At 51.2% G+C, this 18,314-nt stretch carries 18 protein-coding genes; 12 read left to right on the forward strand and 6 right to left on the reverse strand.

The annotated features are described in order from the left end of the window. Positions 1-49 precede the first annotated feature (49 nt). From tehA to FDW92_RS10240, 3 genes are all read left to right on the forward strand, one after another. Positions 50-1,051: a dicarboxylate transporter/tellurite-resistance protein TehA gene (gene tehA, locus FDW92_RS10230; protein ID WP_042308256.1), complete on the forward strand. Its 1,002-nt coding sequence runs from the start codon at positions 50-52 to the stop codon at positions 1,049-1,051. Next, a complete protein-coding gene (tehB, locus tag FDW92_RS10235; protein ID WP_042308258.1) occupies positions 1,051-1,647 on the forward strand; it encodes a tellurite resistance methyltransferase TehB in 597 nt (198 codons plus the stop codon). The genes tehA and tehB overlap by 1 nt, the downstream gene beginning before the upstream one ends. Before the next feature lie 155 nt (positions 1,648-1,802). Continuing rightward, complete coding sequence (locus FDW92_RS10240; protein ID WP_038640757.1) at positions 1,803-2,477, forward strand: DUF3313 domain-containing protein; 675 nt, start codon at positions 1,803-1,805, stop codon at positions 2,475-2,477. Positions 2,478-2,514: 37 nt separating this feature from the next. On the opposite strand, the gene FDW92_RS10245 is transcribed toward FDW92_RS10240, so the two are convergent. Next, positions 2,515-3,423 carry a DMT family transporter gene (locus tag FDW92_RS10245; protein ID WP_042308260.1) on the reverse strand — a complete coding sequence of 303 codons (909 nt, stop codon included), beginning with the start codon at positions 3,421-3,423 and terminating at the stop codon, positions 2,515-2,517. A gap of 191 nt (positions 3,424-3,614) precedes the next feature. Between FDW92_RS10245 and FDW92_RS10250 the strand changes: the two genes are divergently transcribed. Beyond that, positions 3,615-4,484, forward strand: coding sequence for a helix-turn-helix domain-containing protein (locus tag FDW92_RS10250; protein ID WP_042308527.1), 870 nt, complete (start codon positions 3,615-3,617; stop codon positions 4,482-4,484). Here FDW92_RS10250 and FDW92_RS10255 read toward each other — a convergent pair. Further along, complete coding sequence (locus tag FDW92_RS10255; protein ID WP_042308262.1) at positions 4,467-5,633, reverse strand: benzoate/H(+) symporter BenE family transporter; 1,167 nt, start codon at positions 5,631-5,633, stop codon at positions 4,467-4,469. The two genes, FDW92_RS10250 and FDW92_RS10255, sit on opposite strands and share 18 nt — an antisense overlap. 105 nt (positions 5,634-5,738) lie before the next feature. Between FDW92_RS10255 and FDW92_RS10260 the strand changes: the two genes are divergently transcribed. After that, a complete protein-coding gene (locus FDW92_RS10260) occupies positions 5,739-6,275 on the forward strand; it encodes an XRE family transcriptional regulator (RefSeq protein ID WP_042308263.1) in 537 nt (178 codons plus the stop codon). A gap of 79 nt (positions 6,276-6,354) precedes the next feature. Continuing rightward, complete coding sequence (locus tag FDW92_RS10265; protein WP_042308264.1) at positions 6,355-8,316, forward strand: U32 family peptidase; 1,962 nt, start codon at positions 6,355-6,357, stop codon at positions 8,314-8,316. Here FDW92_RS10265 and FDW92_RS10270 read toward each other — a convergent pair. The 4 genes from FDW92_RS10270 to FDW92_RS10285 all read right to left on the reverse strand — a co-directional run bounded on the left by FDW92_RS10270 (position 8,313) and on the right by FDW92_RS10285 (position 11,271). After that, positions 8,313-8,543, reverse strand: a complete 231-nt coding sequence (locus FDW92_RS10270) for a DUF2554 family protein (RefSeq protein WP_042308265.1) — start codon at positions 8,541-8,543, stop codon at positions 8,313-8,315. The genes FDW92_RS10265 and FDW92_RS10270 overlap by 4 nt on opposite strands. A 189-nt stretch (positions 8,544-8,732) precedes the next feature. Beyond that, entirely contained in the window at positions 8,733-8,858 is a 126-nt protein-coding gene (locus FDW92_RS10275; protein WP_064507023.1) for a DUF2474 domain-containing protein, read from the reverse strand. Next, entirely contained in the window at positions 8,858-9,868 is a 1,011-nt protein-coding gene (gene cydB / locus FDW92_RS10280) for a cytochrome d ubiquinol oxidase subunit II (protein WP_042308266.1), read from the reverse strand. Before cydB ends, FDW92_RS10275 begins: the two co-directional genes overlap by 1 nt. Continuing rightward, complete coding sequence (locus FDW92_RS10285) at positions 9,868-11,271, reverse strand: cytochrome ubiquinol oxidase subunit I (RefSeq protein WP_042308267.1); 1,404 nt, start codon at positions 11,269-11,271, stop codon at positions 9,868-9,870. The genes cydB and FDW92_RS10285 overlap by 1 nt, the downstream gene beginning before the upstream one ends. A 213-nt stretch (positions 11,272-11,484) precedes the next feature. Here FDW92_RS10285 and FDW92_RS10290 point away from each other — a divergent pair, with 213 nt between their 5' ends. From FDW92_RS10290 to FDW92_RS10320, 6 genes are all read left to right on the forward strand, one after another. Then, the gene (locus FDW92_RS10290; protein ID WP_042308268.1) at positions 11,485-12,492 is read left to right on the forward strand and encodes a capsular biosynthesis protein; all 1,008 of its coding nucleotides are present in this window, start codon (positions 11,485-11,487) and stop codon (positions 12,490-12,492) included. 144 nt (positions 12,493-12,636) lie between these two features. Then, positions 12,637-14,046: a PLP-dependent aminotransferase family protein gene (locus FDW92_RS10300; RefSeq protein ID WP_042308272.1), complete on the forward strand. Its 1,410-nt coding sequence runs from the start codon at positions 12,637-12,639 to the stop codon at positions 14,044-14,046. 329 nt (positions 14,047-14,375) lie between these two features. Further along, positions 14,376-15,521, forward strand: a complete 1,146-nt coding sequence (ydcS, locus tag FDW92_RS10305) for a putative ABC transporter substrate-binding protein YdcS (RefSeq protein WP_042308274.1) — start codon at positions 14,376-14,378, stop codon at positions 15,519-15,521. 16 nt (positions 15,522-15,537) lie between these two features. Continuing rightward, positions 15,538-16,554 (forward strand): ABC transporter ATP-binding protein, encoded by a 1,017-nt coding sequence (locus tag FDW92_RS10310; protein ID WP_042308276.1) that lies wholly within the window; start codon positions 15,538-15,540, stop codon positions 16,552-16,554. Further along, positions 16,555-17,499, forward strand: a complete 945-nt coding sequence (locus FDW92_RS10315; protein WP_061381299.1) for an ABC transporter permease — start codon at positions 16,555-16,557, stop codon at positions 17,497-17,499. Continuing rightward, entirely contained in the window at positions 17,489-18,295 is an 807-nt protein-coding gene (locus FDW92_RS10320) for an ABC transporter permease (protein WP_003020204.1), read from the forward strand. The genes FDW92_RS10315 and FDW92_RS10320 overlap by 11 nt, the downstream gene beginning before the upstream one ends. Positions 18,296-18,314: the final 19 nt, after the last annotated feature.

Genomic DNA, 18,314 nt, shown 5'->3' on the forward strand with positions numbered 1-18,314 from the left:
CTGAAATTCCATAAAATGCATTTCAAATATACTTTAAAAAATAAACAAAATGAGTAAGAGCAAACAGAGTGAACGGGTTCTCAATCTTCCGGCCGGTTATTTTGGCATGGTACTGGGGACAATCGGGATGGGATTCGCCTGGCGTTATGCCAGCCAGATATGGCCGGTGAGCCACTGGATTGGCGATGGGTTAGTGATCCTGGCGATGGTCATTTGGGGGCTGCTGACGCTGGCTTTTATGTATCGCTTGCTGCACTTCCCGCACAGCGTACTGGCTGAAATTCGTCACCCGGTGATGAGTAGCTTTGTCAGTCTGTTTCCGGCCACAACCATGCTGGTAGCAATTGGTTTTGTTCCCTGGTATCGACCGCTGGCGATCGGGTTATTCGGCATTGGCGTGGTGATACAACTGGCGTACGCGGCCTGGCAAACGGCAGGATTATGGCGTGGAGCGCATCCAGAGGAGGCCACCACGCCGGGTCTGTATCTGCCGACCGTCGCCAATAACTTTATCAGCGCAATGGCCTGTGGTGCACTTGGTTTCAATGATGCCGGATTGGTGTTTTTGGGGGCCGGGGTTTTTTCCTGGCTCAGCCTGGAACCGGTGATCCTGCAACGTTTACGTAGCTGCGGGGAGCTGCCATCGGTCTTACGGACTTCGCTTGGCATTCAACTGGCGCCCGCGCTGGTCGCCTGTAGCGCCTGGCTTAGCGTCAACGGCGGAGAGGGCGATACGTTAGCCAAAATGCTGTTCGGCTATGGTCTGCTGCAGCTTCTGTTTATGCTACGTCTCATGCCATGGTATCTGTCTCAACCATTTAATGCCTCGTTCTGGAGCTTCTCGTTTGGCGTGTCGGCCCTGGCGACGACGGGCCTGCATCTCGGACACGGCAGCGAATCAGGATTTTTTCATACGCTGTCTATCCCACTGTTTATTTTTACCAATTTTATCATTGCATTATTACTGATACGTACGCTTGCTTTGCTGATGCAGGGAAAGCTGCTTATCCGCACAGAACGTGCTGCATTACTGAAATCTGAGGATAAATGATGACTCATTGCGACGAAAACTACTTTACTGAGAAATACGATTTAACCCGTACGCATTCCGATGTTGTTGAAGCGGCAAAAGTGGTCGCGCCAGGTAAAACATTAGATCTGGGCTGCGGTAATGGTCGTAACAGTCTGTACCTTGCGGCAAACGGCTATGACGTTACCGCATGGGATAAAAACCCCATGAGCATAGCGAACCTTGAGCGTATTAAAGCGGCGGAAGGACTGACCAACCTGCATGCGCAGGTCGCAGATCTTAACGCCTTACGCTTTGATGGCGAATATGATTTTATTCTTTCTACCGTTGTGCTGATGTTCCTTGAGGCTAAAACTATCCCAGGACTGATAGAGAATATGCAGCGCTGCACGAAGCCAGGCGGATATAATTTAATCGTTGCGGCAATGGACACTGATGATTTCCCGTGCACTGTTGGTTTTCCGTTTGCCTTTAAAGCGGGTGAATTACGCAACTATTACAGCGGGTGGGATCTGCTGAAATACAACGAAGACGTGGGTGAACTTCATCGTACGGATGAAAACGGTAATCGCATTAAACTGCGCTTTGCCACTATGCTGGCACGCAAAACTGCCTGAACCTCCTGTCTGGGTTAACTCTCTCTGCGTTCAGCATTTTTTATGTTGAGCGCAAAGATAAAATTGTGCGGTCCTTACCATTTTTAGTGCATCCAAAATGAATCTGTTTTGCTATTCTTTTTAGGCATCATTGCGAAAACTAAAGGGATCGTTTCATGCGTACTCATACTTTATTTAAAGTTGCAGTGCTTACTGGCTTGTTGGCATTATCCGGCTGTGCGTCAAAAGTAACCGAACCGGATAAATATTCTGGGTTTTTAAAAAATTACTCTGATCTGAAGGAAACAAAATCGGCAACCGGACAAACGGTACTCCGTTGGGTTGACCCGAACTACAACGAATCCAAATATGACAACATTGTATATAACCCGGTAACGTATTATCCGGTTCCTAAACCTACTACGCAGGTAGGGCAGAAGGTTCTTGATCAACTACTGACCTACACCAATACACAGTTGAAATCCGCAATCAGTAAACGTAAACCCCTGGTGACTACCCCTGGGCCACGTAGCCTGATTTTCCGCGGGGCAATTACCGGTGTAGCGACCAGTAAAGAAGGGCTGCAGTTCTACGAAGTGATCCCGGTTGCGCTGCTGGTTGCGGGAACGCAAATGGCAACGGGTCACCGTACCATGGATACCAACCTCTACTTCGAGGGTGAGTTGATTGATGCGGCGACCAATAAACCGGTTGTTAAGGTTGTACGTAAGGGTGAAGGTAAAGATCTGAACAACGAAAGCACGCCGATGGCGTTCGAAACGTTGAAGAAAGTTGTTGATGACATGGCGACTGATGCTTCCATGTTTGACGTGAACAAAAAAACACAATAATAATGATGAACGCACCATCTAAGGATGGTGCGTTTTTTTATGCCGCCCGGCGACGATATACGAGTTTACCCATCAGCGCTTCTGGTCGGGCAAACATCACCAGATTCCCCAGCAAAATCAATACTAATCCCACAATCGCATTTACCTGCCAGATATACCCTTCATACAATGTTGACAGCGTCAGTGCGACCAGAGGAAAAAGCAGCGTACTGTATGCGGCCTTACTGGGACCAATACGACCGACCAGTGTGAAATAGGCGCCAAAGGCAATCACCGAACCAAAAATAGCCAGGTACAGCAGTGCGCTAAGATAGCTGAAAGTCCACTGCGGAGTGAAGTCATCGCCACGCACCAGCGCAATAGCGGCGATCAGCAACGTGCCGTACAACATGGCCCAGCTATTGGTGGTCAATACTTCCAGCCCTTTTTTCTGGTGGCGCAGACTTATCATGTTGCCCAATGAAAAACCAAAGGTTCCCAGAGCGCTTAAGCCGATGCCCAGCAGAAGTGAATGGTTGAACCCACTGTTGAGCAAGTCCTGCCAGAACAGGGTGACAATGCCGGTCAGACCGAGACCGGCGGCAATATAAAAGCGCATCGGCGGTTTTTGGCCGAAAAACAGAAAGCTATTGACCGCATTGAACAGGACGGCCATCGAGAAAATCACCGATTCAAGGCCCGTGTTAATCCACGCCGCAGCCGTATAAAAACACCAAAAGTTAAAGCAAAAAACGCATCCGCCTTGTAACAGACAAAACAGATGGTCACGACCAGATAGTTTGCGTAATTTACCGCTAACCAACAGGATTATTATCATTACCGAGCTGGCAACGGCAAAGCGCCAAAAGATAGATACCGGCGCTGAAACCGGCCCTTGCTGCAGATAAATGGCAATCCATGTCGTTCCCCAAATCACTACCACCAGGCAGTACAATAGTGCGTTCATACAACTCTCTCTTTTTGGTCTTCAGGCGCACACTGTGTCACGTTGGGTAGCAGGGGGCTTTCATCCGATTGCGGTGGACTTGCAAAATCTTGCGCTTTTTTTCGCGCAAATGTGAAAAGGAAGCTGTTAACAATATGTAGCTGATATAGACTGAAAGCCTGCTAACTTATTTTGAATGTGATGGTATGTCTCTGTCTCAGCCCTACGCTGCCTTTGAAAACTTACGCAAACACAATGCCGTGCTGCACGAGTCGGTTGCGTTACATTCAGGGATCCAACTGGCGGCCTGGTCAAATAAGCGTGATACTATTACCCAGTATTGCGATCACCATACCCTTAGCTTATACATCGCCGATGGTTACGAGAGTTACCACAAGACGGCCAGCGGCTGGAAGAATGGCGGTGGGCCGGACCGTTTTTGCCTGATGCCGAAAGAGAGCGAATCCAGTTGGGATATCCGCGACGATCTTTCCTTTGTGCATCTCTATTGTACGGACGGCCATTTGCGCGAAGTGGGTGAAAAAGTCTGGGACAAAAGCCCTTATAGCTTCACGCTGGATGAGCATACGTTTGGTAGCGATCCGGGGATAACAGCGGTTTATCGTCAGTTTTTACTCGGGAATGACTGGCAACAACCGGCCAATCATCTCACGCTCAGCGCCGCGTCTTCGCTACTGCTCACGCATCTGATTCAGCATTACAGCAACGTCCAATGGCAGTTGCCCGCTGTCACCGGGGGACTTGCGCCTGCCACATTGCGCAACGTGCTGGCCTACATAGAAGCGCATCTGGCGTACCCCATCACCCTGAGCGATTTGGCAAGCGAGGCGGCGCTGAGTGAATTCCACTTTGCCAGAATGTTTCGCCAGTCAATGAATATGGCGCCGCATCAGTACGTTATGCAACGACGTATGGTATTAGCCCAGCATCTGGTCTGTCATTCTTCCCGCAGTTTGTCGGATATTGCGATGGCTTGCGGGTTCAGTTCGGCGAGCCATTTCAGCAACCGGTTTAAGCAGGTGACGGGTAAAACGCCAACGCAGTTACGTGCGGCGAAATAAAGTAAACACCGCGTAACACATACCTCCGGCGATCAGCCCCCAAAATGCAGACCCAACTCCCCATAGCGTCAGGCCACTGGCAGTGACCAGAAAAGTAATGATAGCCGCATCACGCTCGGCTTCATGATGCAATGCCTGGTACAAGCTGCCGCTAATCGTGCCAAGCAACGCCAAACCCGCCAGCATTTGGATCCAGCTTACGGGCAAGGCTGCCATCAGCCCGGTGACCGAACCGCCAAACACCCCAGCCAGAAGATAGAAGACACCCGCCGCCGCCGCGGCTAGCCAACGTCGTTTGGCATCAGGATGCGCTTCGGGACTTTGGCAAATTGCCGCGGTTATAGCGGCAATGCAAATGGAATAGACACCAAAAGGGGAAAACAGCAGCGCCAGCAGACCGGTAAAGACAATCAACGGTGAAACGGGTAACGCATAACCTGACGCCTTCATGGTGGCGATACCGGGAGCATTTTGCGAGGCCATGGTGACCAGAAACAGCGGCAGTGCGATGCTAATGCTGTGGGCAAATGAAAAATGCGGGGCAATAAACTCGGGTAACACTGGAGATAAACTTATCTCATTAGTGACAATGTCACCTTTTATCAGCGCGATGATTATACCTACCAGCATCGCGGCGATCGTCGCATACCGTGAGGCAATGACTTTAAACGCTAACCATGCCACCAGCATGCTACCGCACAAGATAAGCTCACTGTTAAGGCTATTGAACGCCTGCAGGCCAAAGCGTAGCAGGATCCCGGCCAGCATGGCTGACGCCAGTGAGTGAGGGATTATTTTCATCAGTCGGGCAAAGAGTCCGGTTACGCCGCACAGCACAATTAAGGCGTTAGCCACGATGAAAATACCGATCGCGTCCTGAATCGTTACCCCTTGCAGGCCCGTAACCAGCAGTGCGGCGCCGGGCGTTGACCATGCAGTGAGAACAGGGGCGCGATACCATAATGTCAGCGCCAGCGTACTAACACCCATCGCTATTCCCAGCGCGGTCATCCAACCCGCAATTTGCCCTGTCGTCGCACCTGCGGCCAGCGCCGCTTGCCAGATAATGGCTGCCGAACTGGCATAACCGACCAGCACCGCGACAAAACCTGATAGCACGGTAGGCAGAGGGATTGAAAATGTGCGCATAGCAACTCCGTGTGCGTTATAACGGTCAGTCACTGTAGCACTGTGCGTTATAGCGTACAAGTGCTAAGCTGTAGCCTTGAGAAGGAAGGTCGAAGGAGGAGAAACATGGATAACTTAACTCACTATCTGGCGACGACGCTCAGAACGCTGCGCCACCAGCGGGAATGGAGTCTCTCGCGTCTGGCGGAGGAAACCGGCGTGTCAAAAGCGATGCTGGGGCAAATTGAGCGCAATGAATCCAGCCCTACAGTGGCGACATTGTGGAAAATCGCCACCGGGCTGAATGTCCCATTTTCAACGTTTATTTCGCCTCCTGAGTCAGACGGCACGCCGTCTTTCGATCCCCAACACCAGGCGATGGTCGTCACGCCGCTGTTCCCATGGGATCCTCAGTTGTGTTTCGATCACTTTTCGATACTGCTGGCGCCCGGCGCGCTTAGTGAATCCACGCCACACGAAAGCGGTGTTATAGAGCACGTAGTGGTGATTAGTGGACTGCTGGATATGTGCATTGATGGTCTATGGCGTACCATTAAAGCCGGTGAAGGTGTCCGTTTTGCCGGCGATACGGCCCATAGTTACCGTAACAGCGGTGAACAAACGGTTCACTTTCATTCGCTGATCCATTACCCGCGCAGTTGATCGGGAAAACTATTCCGAAATGCCGCGCTTGTGACTACAATAGCCGCCATTTTTACCGCTTGTGGATGGTAACAACTGTATGCGCCAGCAACCTCATCACCTTGAATTGTTAAGTCCGGCTCGGGATACCGCCATTGCGCGCGAAGCCATTCTGCACGGCGCAGACGCCGTTTACATTGGCGGACCGGGATTTGGCGCGCGTCATAACGCCAGCAACAGCCTGAAAGATATCGCCGAACTGGTGCCTTTTGCCCATCGCTTCGGGGCGAAAATCTTTGTGACGCTGAATACGATTTTGCACGATGATGAACTGGAGCCCGCACAGCGATTAATTACCGATCTGTACCAGACCGGTGTTGATGCTCTGATTGTGCAGGATATGGGGATTCTGGAGCTGGATATTCCCCCCATTGAGCTGCATGCCAGCACGCAGTGTGATATTCGCAGCGTCGAGAAGGCGAAGTTTCTGTCTGATGTCGGATTTACCCAGATTGTCCTGGCGCGGGAACTGAGCCTTGAGCAAATTAACGCCATCCACCAGGCCACGGACGCGACCATTGAATTTTTCATTCACGGTGCGTTGTGCGTTGCCTATTCAGGTCAGTGTTATATTTCACATGCGCAAACCGGACGTAGCGCTAACCGCGGCGACTGCTCCCAGGCTTGCCGTCTGCCGTATACCTTGAAAGACGATCAGGGGCGCGTGGTGTCCTATGAAAAACACCTGCTGTCGATGAAAGATAACGATCAGACCGCCAACCTGGGCGCGTTGATTGATGCAGGCGTGCGCTCTTTCAAAATCGAAGGGCGCTACAAAGACATGAGCTATGTGAAGAATATTACCGCGCATTATCGTCAGATGCTCGACGCCATCATTGAAGAGCGCGGCGACCTTGCCCGTTCATCAGCCGGACGCACCGAACATTTCTTTACCCCCTCCACGGAAAAAACCTTCCATCGCGGTAGCACCGATTATTTTGTCAATGCGCGTAAGGGCGATATCGGCGCGTTTGACTCGCCAAAATTCATTGGTCTGCCGGTTGGTGAAGTCCTGAAGGTCGCGAAAGATCATCTGGATGTTGAGGTCACCGAGCCGCTGGCGAACGGCGATGGTCTGAACGTGTTAATCAAGCGTGAGGTGGTTGGTTTCCGTGCCAATACCGTTGAAAAAACGGGGCACAATCGATATCGGGTGTGGCCGAATGAAATGCCAGCCGATTTGCACAAAGTGCGTCCGCATCATCCGCTGAACCGTAATCTCGATCATAACTGGCAGCAGGCGTTAACCAAAACCTCCAGCGAACGTCGTATCGCGGTTGATATTGAGCTGGGTGGCTGGCAGGAGCAGTTGATCCTGACGCTCACCAGTGAAGAGGGGGTGAGCGTTACTCATACGCTGGACGGTCACTTTGACGAAGCGAACAATGCAGAAAAAGCGTTGAGCAATCTGCAGGATGGTCTGGCCAAACTTGGACAAACGCTTTATTACGCCCGCGATATTCAGGTTAATCTGCCGGGGGCGCTGTTTGTGCCAAACGGTCAACTCAATCAACTGCGACGTGAAGCTGTCGATATGCTGGATGCGGCGCGTTTGCAAAACTATCAGCGCGGCAGTCGCAAACCGGTTTCACAGCCTGCGCCGGTGTATCCACAAACTCATCTGAGCTTCCTGGCAAACGTCTACAACCATAAAGCGCGTGAGTTTTATCACCGTTATGGCGTTCAGTTGATTGACGCGGCCTATGAAGCGCACGAAGAAAAGGGCGATGTGCCGGTGATGATCACCAAACATTGCCTGCGTTTTGCGTTTAACCTGTGCCCGAAACAGGCGAAAGGAAACATCAAGAGCTGGAAAGCCACACCGATGCAACTGGTAAACGGCGATGAAGTTCTGACGCTGAAATTTGATTGCCGACCGTGCGAAATGCATGTAATCGGCAAGATGAAACATCACATTCTGAAGATGCCATTGCCGGGCAGCATCGTCGCTTCCGTCAGTCCTGAAGATCTGATGAAAACATTGCCGAAGCGCAAACCTTAACCCTGGTGAGTATCGGGTTTGCGTGATTTTTGCCAGTAATGATGTTCGCGAAGATCGGCGGCGGATTCTTCCGCCGTCACGCGTAGCTCATCGCTGTCGGCGGTGTGCCGTAATACGTGATCGGCATTCTGCACCTGAAGATATTCATGCCCCTGATTGGTTGCGAGAAGTTGACCTGAAAAAAGCGCGCTGGCCAGCAATAACACCGTTAATCCTTTCTTAAACATCTTGCACCCTCTGGTACGTTAGCAACGGAAGTGGCGATAATTTCACCTAGTGACTATTCAATATTTTAATCGGTGAAATGGCAATCTCTGTTTTGCCAGTGAGATGTTTTTTGCATTTTTGTTTGGTTAACGTTGGGATTTGTTACAACCGGGAAGCATCGCGCTGCCCGGTTGTTTTCAGGGAGAGTCTCAGGACTTAAAGCCAGCAGCCGTCATCAGTAAACGAAAGAACATACCGACGGCGGCCAGGGCCAGCACGCTGCCACCCCAGAGGATCACTAGCCACATCAGGCGTTTCCAGATTGATTGTTGCATCAATGATACCCCTCACCATGTTGAACTTTGCCGCGGAAAACGTAGTAGCTCCAGGAGGTATATACCAGGATTATCGGGATAATCAGTAGGGCGCCAACCAACATAAAGCCTTGGCTTTGCGCTGGCGCTGCTGCCTGCCAGAGCGTAATGGACGGCGGAATAATATGCGGCCATATGCTGATCCCCAGACCGCTGAACCCAAGGAAGATCAATCCCAACGTCAAAATAAACGGTAGTGCATGGCTGTGTTGTTGGTCCAGTGAGCGCCACAGCCACATACTGATCAACAGCACCAGCAGCGGAACCGGCATCAGGAACCACAGGTTGGGCAGGCTAAACCAGCGCTCGGCAATCGCACTGTGCGCCAGCGGCGTCCACAGGCTGATAATGGCGATAACAACCAGCATCGCCAGCAGCAGTTTTTTGGCCACGCGGCGCATTTTATCCTGCAACGGATTTTCGCTTTTCATCACCAGCCATGTTGCTCCCAACAGGGCGTAGGCCACGACCAGCCCAACACCACAGAACAGCGTGAACGGGGTCAGCCAGTCTAAAGGACCGCCGCTGTAGCTGCGTCCGGTTACAGAGAATCCGTTAAGCACGGCACCTACCACGATGCCCTGAGTGAATGTCGCCAGAATTGAGCCGCCGAGAAAAGCTTTATCCCAGAATGGTCGATGTGCTGGCGTGGCATTAAAGCGAAACTCAAAAGCGACGCCGCGAAAAATCAGGCCGAGCAGCATCAGGGTTAGCGGGATTGTCAGCGCATCGACAATCACTGCATAGGCCAGGGGGAAAGCGCCGAATAATCCGGCCCCGCCCAGTACCAGCCACGTTTCGTTGCCGTCCCATACGGGGGCGACGCTATTCACCATCACATCACGGTCATCAGCATCCTGAATTGCAGGAAACAAAATGCCGATACCGAGATCGAAACCATCCATCACGATGTACATCAACGTGGCGAACACGATAATGACAAACCAGATAACTGATAAATCGATACCCATTAGCGGTGAGCCTCCGGTTGAGAATCAAGAACTGCAGCAGAAAGCGGTCGTGCAGGCGTGCCGGATGGCGGCGTTGACGGATCATCTTCCTGTGGCCCTTTACGGATCAGGCGAATCATATAGCTGTAACCGACGCCAAACACTGAGCTGTACACCACAAAGAATGACAGCAAGCTGATGCTCATATGTAGATCGCCATGCGCGGATACTGCATCTGCGGTACGTTGCAGACCGTAGACCACCCACGGTTGACGGCCAACTTCAGTGGTTACCCAGCCAGCCAGTATGGCAATCAGACCGGAGGGACCCATCCATAATGCAAAACGCAGGAAAGGACGTGAGGTGTATAGCCGCTGCTTGTAACGTAGCCGCAGGGCGATCGCGCCCAGCAGGATCATCAGCATGCCTAGCCCTGCCATAATGCGAAACGACCAGAACACCATGGTTGAGTTGGGTCGATCTTCTTTAGGAAACTCTTTTAGGGCCGGGACTTGTTTATCCAGGCTGTGGGTCAGGATCAGACTGCCCAGCGCCGGGATCTCCAGTCCATAGCGGGTACGCTCCTGTTCCATATCCGGCCAACCGAACAGCAATAGCGGAGTAGGTTCACCGGGCGGATTTTCCCAATGTCCTTCAATCGCCGCAATTTTTGCCGGCTGGTGTTTCAGCGTATTCAAACCGTGCATATCACCAATCAATGCCTGTAACGGGGCGACGATTAATGTCATCCACAGCGCCATCGAAAACATAGCGCGAATAGCTGGCGTATTGTTTCCGCGCAGCAAATGCCACGCCGCAGAAGCCGCCACAAATAACGCGCTGCTGAGGAAGGCGGCTACAGACATATGCAGCAAACGATAAGGGAATGAGGGATTGAAGATAACGGCGAACCAGTCGACGGGAACAACCTGCCCATTAACGATTTCATAGCCTTGCGGCGTCTGCATCCAGCTGTTGGAGGCGAGGATCCAGAAGGTAGAAATAATGGTACCCAGTGCAACCATACAGGTCGCGAAGAAGTGCAGGCCAGGGCCCACGCGATTCCAGCCGAACAGCATTACTCCAAGGAAACCCGCTTCGAGGAAAAAGGCGGTTAACACTTCATAGGTCAGTAGCGGTCCGGTGATGCTCCCGGCGAACTCGGAAAAACCGCTCCAGTTGGTGCCGAATTGATAGGCCATCACCAGCCCGGAAACCACGCCCATACCAAAGTTTACGGCGAATATTTTGGACCAGAAATGATATAGCGAGCGCCAGGTGGGATTTTTCGTTTTTAACCATAGTCCTTCGAGCACTGCCAGATAACTGGCGAGCCCGATTGTAATGGCCGGAAAGATAATGTGGAAGGATACCGTAAACGCGAACTGGATCCTCGCCAGGTGAAACGCGTCAAGACCGAACATGCTTAACTCCGCAGGCAAAATTGATTTGGCGCAATTCTAAGCCTGGGAAGCAATAGAGGGCAGAAACAGAACAGTTCTTTTTAACCATAACAGTTGCACTATTGCTATGGTTTTCACAAAAGCAGGGACCTTCAATGTTGATGCCTTGATTAGTTCAAAAAGTGAATTAGCACTTTGTTATATTCGCCGCAAATAATTCATTGGAACAATAAAATGAGCGGAATCGACTTTGTCGTTTTGTGGGTTGACTCAAGTGATTTAGCCTGGCAGGATAGTTTTTCCCAACATAAAGCCGCGTGTTACCACGATGAGGGTGCTATACACCCGGCACGGTTCAGGGATATGGGTATCTTTAATTATTGGTTCAGATGTGTTGAAAAATATGCACCATGGGTCAGGAAGATACATTTAGTTACATGCGGACAAATTCCTGCATGGCTTAATGTTCATCATAAGAAATTAAATATCGTTTTTCATGAGCAGTTCATCGAAAGTAAGTATCTGCCGACCTTCAACTCAAATGCGATAGAACTTAATATTCACAAAATTAATGATTTGAGTGATAAGTTTGTGTTATTTAATGATGACACTTTCATCACGGCACCGCTGAGCGAAAACTTCTACTTTGATCACGGTAAACCTAATGACTTTCTGATTTTAAAGAGAAATCCACCAACCAATAAAGATGACCTTATCATGAGTTCATCAGATTTTCTCAATGTCAGCATCTTAAATAGCCACTTTAGTAAACATGTTACAATGCGAGAGAATAAGAGTAAATATTACAACATGTGTTACAAAAGACGACTATTGAAAAATTTTTCTAACAGAAAAGAGAAGTTTTTTGAAGGCTTTTACAGCCGACATATTCCACAGCCATTTTTGAAAAGCACATTTAATGAGATATGGCAGGTAGAAGAAAAACTGCTGAGAGAAACGATCAGCAAGAAATTCAGAGAGCCTTTGTGCTTAACGCAATATTTATTCCGTTACTGGCAACTGGCTAAAGGAACGTTTAACCCACAAAACCCCCTAAAGAGAGGGAAGTATTTTAATTTGTCTTCTAAAAGTATCAATGATGCTATCAAAACGCTAACCGATGGAACCGCTCAGGTCTGCTTTAATGATACAGAAATACTTAATGATTTTGATGCTGTGACCAATAAGTTGCGAACAGCCTTTGAGAAAAAGCTCAGTGAGAAATCAGAGTTTGAGCTTTAAAGTGATCGCTGCGCACCTTTCATAAAAAATCTAACCGTTATGAAATCTAATCAAATTTTGGTCATAACAGTTATAAAAAATGTCTTGATTATGTAAACTGATATACACAGTGGTTGTCACCAACACCGGTAATCAGGACGAAACATGAAAAAGTACCAGCGACTGGCAGAGCAAATTCGCGAGCAAATCGCGTCTGGCGTATGGCAACCCGGCGATCGTCTGCCTTCTTTGCGTGAGCAGGTGGTCAGCAGCGGGATGAGTTTTATGACCGTTGGCCATGCCTATCAGTTGCTGGAAAGCCAGGGCCGGATTATTGCCCGGCCACAGTCGGGTTACTATGTTGCCGCACGTCCCGAACGCGAGCTGGCAGCGCCGCCAGCGCAGGTGATGCGCGACGAAGCGGTGGATATCAACACCTACATTTTTGATATGCTACAGGCCAGTCGGGATGCGTCGGTGATGCCATTTGCCTCTGCGTTCCCTGACCCGCGTCTGTTCCCCCTCCAGCAGTTAAACCGCTCGCTGGCGCAGGTGAGTAAAACGGCCACGGCGATGAGCGTGATCGAAAACTTGCCGCCGGGGAATCAAGAGCTGCGCCATGCCATCGCCCGCCGCTATGCCCAACAGGGGATGACTATTTCACCTGACGAAATTGTGATCACCACCGGTGCGCTAGAAGCCCTCAACCTGAGCCTGCAGGCGGTCACCGAGCCGGGTGACTGGGTAATTGTCGAAAACCCCTGTTTTTATGGCGCATTGCAGGCACTGGAGCGATTACGTCTGAAGGCGCTGTCTGTTGCCACTGATGTTAAAGAAGGGATCGATCTTACCGCGCTCGAGCAGGCATTGCAGGAGTATCCGGTAAAAGCGTGTTGGTTGATGACCAACAGCCAAAATCCGCTGGGATTTACGCTCAGCGCAGAGAAAAAAGCGCATCTGGTCGCATTACTGGAGAAATATCATGTGATGCTGATTGAAGATGATGTTTATAGCGAACTGTACTTTGGTCGAGAAAAACCGCTCCCCGCCAAAGCCTGGGATCGCAGCGATAGCGTTCTGCATTGTTCATCATTCTCAAAATGCCTGGTGCCCGGATTTCGTATTGGCTGGGTGGCGGCAGGGAAACATGCCCGGCGCATTCAGCGACTCCAGCTAATGAGCACCTTATCCACCAGTTCCCCCATGCAGCTTGCTCTCGTGGACTATTTGTCAACCCGACGCTATGACGCGCATCTGCGCCGTTTACGCCGTCAACTTGCAGAACGCAAACAGCAGGCCTGGCAAACGCTACTGCGCCATCTTCCGGCGGAGGTCAAAATTCACCACAACGACAGCGGCTATTTTCTGTGGCTCGAACTGCCGGAACCGCTGGATGCGGGAGAGCTCAGTACGCAAGCGTTGGCGCACCACATCAGCATTGCGCCGGGGAAAATGTTCTCAACCTCGGGAAGCTGGACACGTTTCTTTCGCTTTAATACCGCATGGCACTGGGGAGAACGCGAGGAACTGGCGGTGAAACAGCTTGGAAAATTAATTCGCGAAATGATGAAATAAAATCTAACGCGCTATTCAATATAAAAGAATAGTGCGTTCTTATTTTCGAAATAGAGAATACCGAACCCTGATGTTATTTATATCGGGTGCTACCATACAAAAAATCAATAGTTCTTACTATTGCCACCTCTACGCCTAACTCCTTGTCTATACTCCAGAAGATTAAAACACCCGGTCAGAATCAGTAGCGTAATGAGCGTTAGCTCACAACCTGATTAAATTTCCTTGCGCCAGCAGGAACGCTTAGCACACCCCGACTATTTTTAGGAAAGGACATATATTTACGGCAAGGCTGCCGCTCAATATTTTTTCGACAGGAGTAAGATGTTATGAGCAAGCAATTTGCCCTCAGTAGCCTGTGTGCGCTCAGTATGACGCTGATGACTGCACAGGCAGCCGAACCCCCTACATCATTAGATAAACCGGAAGGCCGCCTGGATATTATTGCCTGGCCGGGTTATATCGAGCGCGGACAAACCGATAAACAATATGACTGGGTCTCGCAGTTTGAGAAAGATACCGGCTGCGCGGTCAATGTTAAAACGGCGGCCACATCTGATGAGATGGTCAGCCTGATGGCAAAAGGCGGCTACGACCTGGTGACCGCGTCCGGTGACGCTTCACTGCGTCTGATTATGGGTAAACGCGTGCAGCCGATTAACACTGCGCTGATCCCAAACTGGAAAAGTATCGATCCACGCGTGGTGAAAGGCGAGTGGTTTAACGTTGGCGGAAAAGTATATGGCACCCCGTATCAGTGGGGACCAAACTTGCTGATGTATAACACCAAAACTTTCCCAACACCGCCAGATAGCTGGAACGTGGTGTTTGTTGAGCAAAAACTTGAGGATGGAAAAAGCAATAAAGGACGCGTGCAGGCCTACGATGGCCCGATCTATATCGCCGATGCCGCGTTATTCGTTAAAGCCACCCAGCCGCAATTAGGCATCACCGATCCCTACCAACTCACCGAACAGCAGTATCAGGCGGTTATAAAAGTCCTGAGCGATCAGCATGCGCTAATCCATCGCTATTGGCACGATACCACTGTGCAAATGAGTGACTTCAAAAACGAAGGCGTGGTGGCATCCAGCGCCTGGCCTTATCAGGCTAACGCCCTGAAAGCAGAAGGTCAGCCTGTTGCCACGGTATTCCCAAAAGAAGGGGTTACCGGTTGGGCTGACACCACCATGCTGCATAGTGCAGCGAAACACCCGGTGTGCGCTTACAAATGGATGAACTGGTCATTAACCCCGAAAGTACAGGGCGACGTAGCCGCCTGGTTTGGTTCTCTGCCAGTGGTGCCTGAAGGATGTAAAGCCAGCCCGCTGTTGGGTGAAAAGGGCTGTGAAACCAACGGCTATAGCTACTTTGACAAAATCGCCTTCTGGAAAACGCCAATGGCGGAAGGTGGCAAATTCGTTCCTTACAGTCGCTGGACGCAGGATTACATCGCCATTATGGGCGGTCGTTAATTCCGCTGGGGGTTTTATGACGTACGCAGTAGAGTTTCATAACGTCTCGCGTCTGTACGGGGATGTTCGTGCAGTTGATGGAGTGAGTATTGCGATTAACGACGGGGAGTTTTTTTCTATGCTGGGGCCATCCGGCTCCGGCAAGACCACCTGTCTGCGCCTGATTGCCGGGTTCGAGCAGCTTTCAGGCGGCGCAATCACCATTTTTGGAAAACAAGCCAGCGAATTGCCGCCCTGGGAGCGGGACGTCAATACGGTATTTCAGGATTACGCGCTATTCCCACATATGTCGATCCTCGACAACGTCGCTTACGGGCTGATGGTCAAAGGGATTGATAAAAAACAGCGTCACGCCAAAGCCCGTGAGGCGCTTGATAAGGTCGCACTCGGTTTTGTTCATGAGCGCAAACCGTCACAGCTTTCCGGCGGACAACGTCAGCGCGTGGCGATTGCCAGGGCCTTGGTTAATGAGCCACGTGTCCTGCTGTTGGATGAGCCGCTCGGGGCGTTGGATCTTAAGTTGCGCGAACAGATGCAATTAGAGCTGAAGAAGTTACAGCAATCTCTCGGTATCACCTTCATTTTTGTCACTCACGATCAGGGCGAAGCGCTGTCGATGTCTGATCGTGTGGCGGTGTTTAATAACGGTCGCATCGAACAAGTGGACTCGCCGCGTGAACTGTACATGCGACCGCGTACGCCGTTTGTGGCAAGTTTCGTCGGGACGTCCAATGTCTTTGATGCCACGATGTCAGCGAACGTTTGCGGGCTACAGGGGATGTTTTCCCTGCGTCCGGAACACATTCGTCTGAATGATATTGGGGGAGAAGTCCAGGCTCCGGGCGTTATCCAGGCGGTGCAGTACCAGGGCGCGGCGACACGGTTTGAACTGAAACTCGCCGGCGGTGAAAAGTTGCTGGTTAGCCAGGCGAACCTGACGGGAGAAATGCTGCCCTCAACGCTGTCGCCGGGTCAGCAGGTGATGGCATCGTGGTCACGCGACGTGATGGTGCCGCTGGTTGAGGAGAGGTGAATGGCTATGAACGTCTTACCTTCGCCATCGCAACCGACAAATCTGAACAAGATCTCCGGTTTCTTCTGGCGTAATCCGGGGCTGGGGCTGTTTTTACTGCTTCTCGGGCCGCTGATGTGGTTTGGCATTGTCTACTTTGGCTCACTGCTGACGCTGTTGTGGCAAGGTTTTTATACCTTCGACGATTTCACCATGTCGGTCACGCCGGACCTGACGCTGGCGAATCTGCAGGCGCTGTTTAATCCCGCCAACTATGACATCATTTTGCGTACCCTGACGATGGCGATAGCGGTCACCATTGCCAGCGCGATTCTGGCGTTTCCAATGGCGTGGTATATGGCGCGCTATACCAGCGGCAAAATGAAAGCCTTTTTTTACATTGCGGTGATGCTGCCGATGTGGGCCAGCTACATTGTTAAAGCCTACGCGTGGACGTTACTGCTGGCGAAAGACGGCGTGGCGCAGTGGTTTTTAACCCATCTTGGGCTGGAGCCGCTGCTGCTTTCGTTCCTGACGCTACCTGCTGTTGGCGGCAATACGTTGTCGACCTCAGGGTTAGGGCGCTTTCTGGTGTTCGTTTACATCTGGTTGCCGTTTATGATCCTGCCGGTACAGGCCGCATTGGAGAGGCTTCCTCCGTCACTGTTACAGGCTTCCGCTGATTTGGGCGCACGCCCTCGTCAAACCTTCCGCTATGTGGTCCTTCCGCTGGCAATACCCGGTATCGCGGCGGGATCGATCTTTACCTTCTCTCTGACGTTGGGAGACTTTATCGTGCCGCAACTGGTGGGACCGCCGGGGTATTTCATCGGCAACATGGTGTATTCGCAACAAGGGGCGATCGGCAATATGCCGATGGCGGCGGCATTTACTCTGGTGCCGATTGTGTTAATCGCACTGTATCTGGCGTTTGTGAAGCGTCTGGGAGCTTTCGATGCACTCTGAACGCGCACCCTGGTTACTCAAACTGGCGGCATGGGGCGGGGTTATTTTCCTGCACTTTCCCATCCTCATCATCGCCACCTATGCTTTTAATACTGAGGAGGCTGCTTTTAGTTTTCCACCGCAGGGGTTAACGCTGAAGTGGTTTAGCGTTGCGGCACAACGTAGCGATATTCTGGAATCAGTGACGTTGTCACTTAAAATCGCTGCGTTGTCGACGGCCATTGCTCTCGTTCTGGGGACGCTGGCCGCTGCCGCGCTGTGGCGTAGGGACTTTTTTGGCAAGAGTGCAATATCGCTGTTGCTGCTGTTGCCAATCGCGTTACCGGGGATCATCACCGGTCTGGCGCTGTTGACGGCGTTTAAAACCATCAACCTGGAACCGGGTTTTCTCACCATCGTGGTGGGGCATGCGACGTTTTGCGTGGTGGTGGTGTTTAACAACGTAGTGGCGCGTTTTCGCCGTACCTCATGGAGTCTGGTTGAAGCGTCTATGGATCTTGGCGCCAACGGCTGGCAAACCTTTCGTTACGTGGTGCTGCCGAACCTGGCATCGGCACTGCTGGCAGGAGGGATGCTGGCGTTTGCCTTGTCATTTGATGAAATCATCGTGACAACGTTCACTGCCGGACATGAAAGAACACTTCCTTTGTGGCTGCTCAATCAATTGGGTCGTCCACGAGATGTGCCTGTCACCAACGTTGTGGCATTGCTGGTAATGCTGGTGACTACACTGCCAATTTTAGGGGCCTGGTGGCTAACGCGTGAAGGCGACACTCTCGCCGGAAACGGTAAATAAACGACGATATGGGAAATTG

This window comes from Citrobacter sp. wls706, from assembly GCF_005281305.1.
Lineage (GTDB): Bacteria > Pseudomonadota > Gammaproteobacteria > Enterobacterales > Enterobacteriaceae > Citrobacter > Citrobacter werkmanii.

Bases quoted from the DNA above. Each gene is read 5' to 3' on its own strand.
- tehA (WP_042308256.1), top strand. From the start codon at position 50: ATGAGTAAGAGCAAACAGAGTGAACGGGTTCTCAATCTTCCGGCCGGT.
- FDW92_RS10315 (WP_061381299.1), top strand. From the start codon at position 16,555: ATGGCTATGAACGTCTTACCTTCGCCATCGCAACCGACAAATCTGAAC.
- FDW92_RS10245 (WP_042308260.1), bottom strand. From the start codon at position 3,423: ATGAACGCACTATTGTACTGCCTGGTGGTAGTGATTTGGGGAACGACA.
- FDW92_RS10290 (WP_042308268.1), top strand. From the start codon at position 11,485: ATGAGCGGAATCGACTTTGTCGTTTTGTGGGTTGACTCAAGTGATTTA.
- FDW92_RS10265 (WP_042308264.1), top strand. From the start codon at position 6,355: ATGCGCCAGCAACCTCATCACCTTGAATTGTTAAGTCCGGCTCGGGAT.
- FDW92_RS10240 (WP_038640757.1), top strand. From the start codon at position 1,803: ATGCGTACTCATACTTTATTTAAAGTTGCAGTGCTTACTGGCTTGTTG.
- FDW92_RS10320 (WP_003020204.1), top strand. From the start codon at position 17,489: ATGCACTCTGAACGCGCACCCTGGTTACTCAAACTGGCGGCATGGGGC.
- ydcS (WP_042308274.1), top strand. From the start codon at position 14,376: ATGAGCAAGCAATTTGCCCTCAGTAGCCTGTGTGCGCTCAGTATGACG.
- FDW92_RS10285 (WP_042308267.1), bottom strand. From the start codon at position 11,271: ATGTTCGGTCTTGACGCGTTTCACCTGGCGAGGATCCAGTTCGCGTTT.
- cydB (WP_042308266.1), bottom strand. From the start codon at position 9,868: ATGGGTATCGATTTATCAGTTATCTGGTTTGTCATTATCGTGTTCGCC.
- FDW92_RS10260 (WP_042308263.1), top strand. From the start codon at position 5,739: ATGGATAACTTAACTCACTATCTGGCGACGACGCTCAGAACGCTGCGC.
- FDW92_RS10255 (WP_042308262.1), bottom strand. From the start codon at position 5,633: ATGCGCACATTTTCAATCCCTCTGCCTACCGTGCTATCAGGTTTTGTC.
- FDW92_RS10275 (WP_064507023.1), bottom strand. From the start codon at position 8,858: ATGCAACAATCAATCTGGAAACGCCTGATGTGGCTAGTGATCCTCTGG.
- tehB (WP_042308258.1), top strand. From the start codon at position 1,051: ATGACTCATTGCGACGAAAACTACTTTACTGAGAAATACGATTTAACC.
- FDW92_RS10270 (WP_042308265.1), bottom strand. From the start codon at position 8,543: ATGTTTAAGAAAGGATTAACGGTGTTATTGCTGGCCAGCGCGCTTTTT.
- FDW92_RS10310 (WP_042308276.1), top strand. From the start codon at position 15,538: ATGACGTACGCAGTAGAGTTTCATAACGTCTCGCGTCTGTACGGGGAT.
- FDW92_RS10300 (WP_042308272.1), top strand. From the start codon at position 12,637: ATGAAAAAGTACCAGCGACTGGCAGAGCAAATTCGCGAGCAAATCGCG.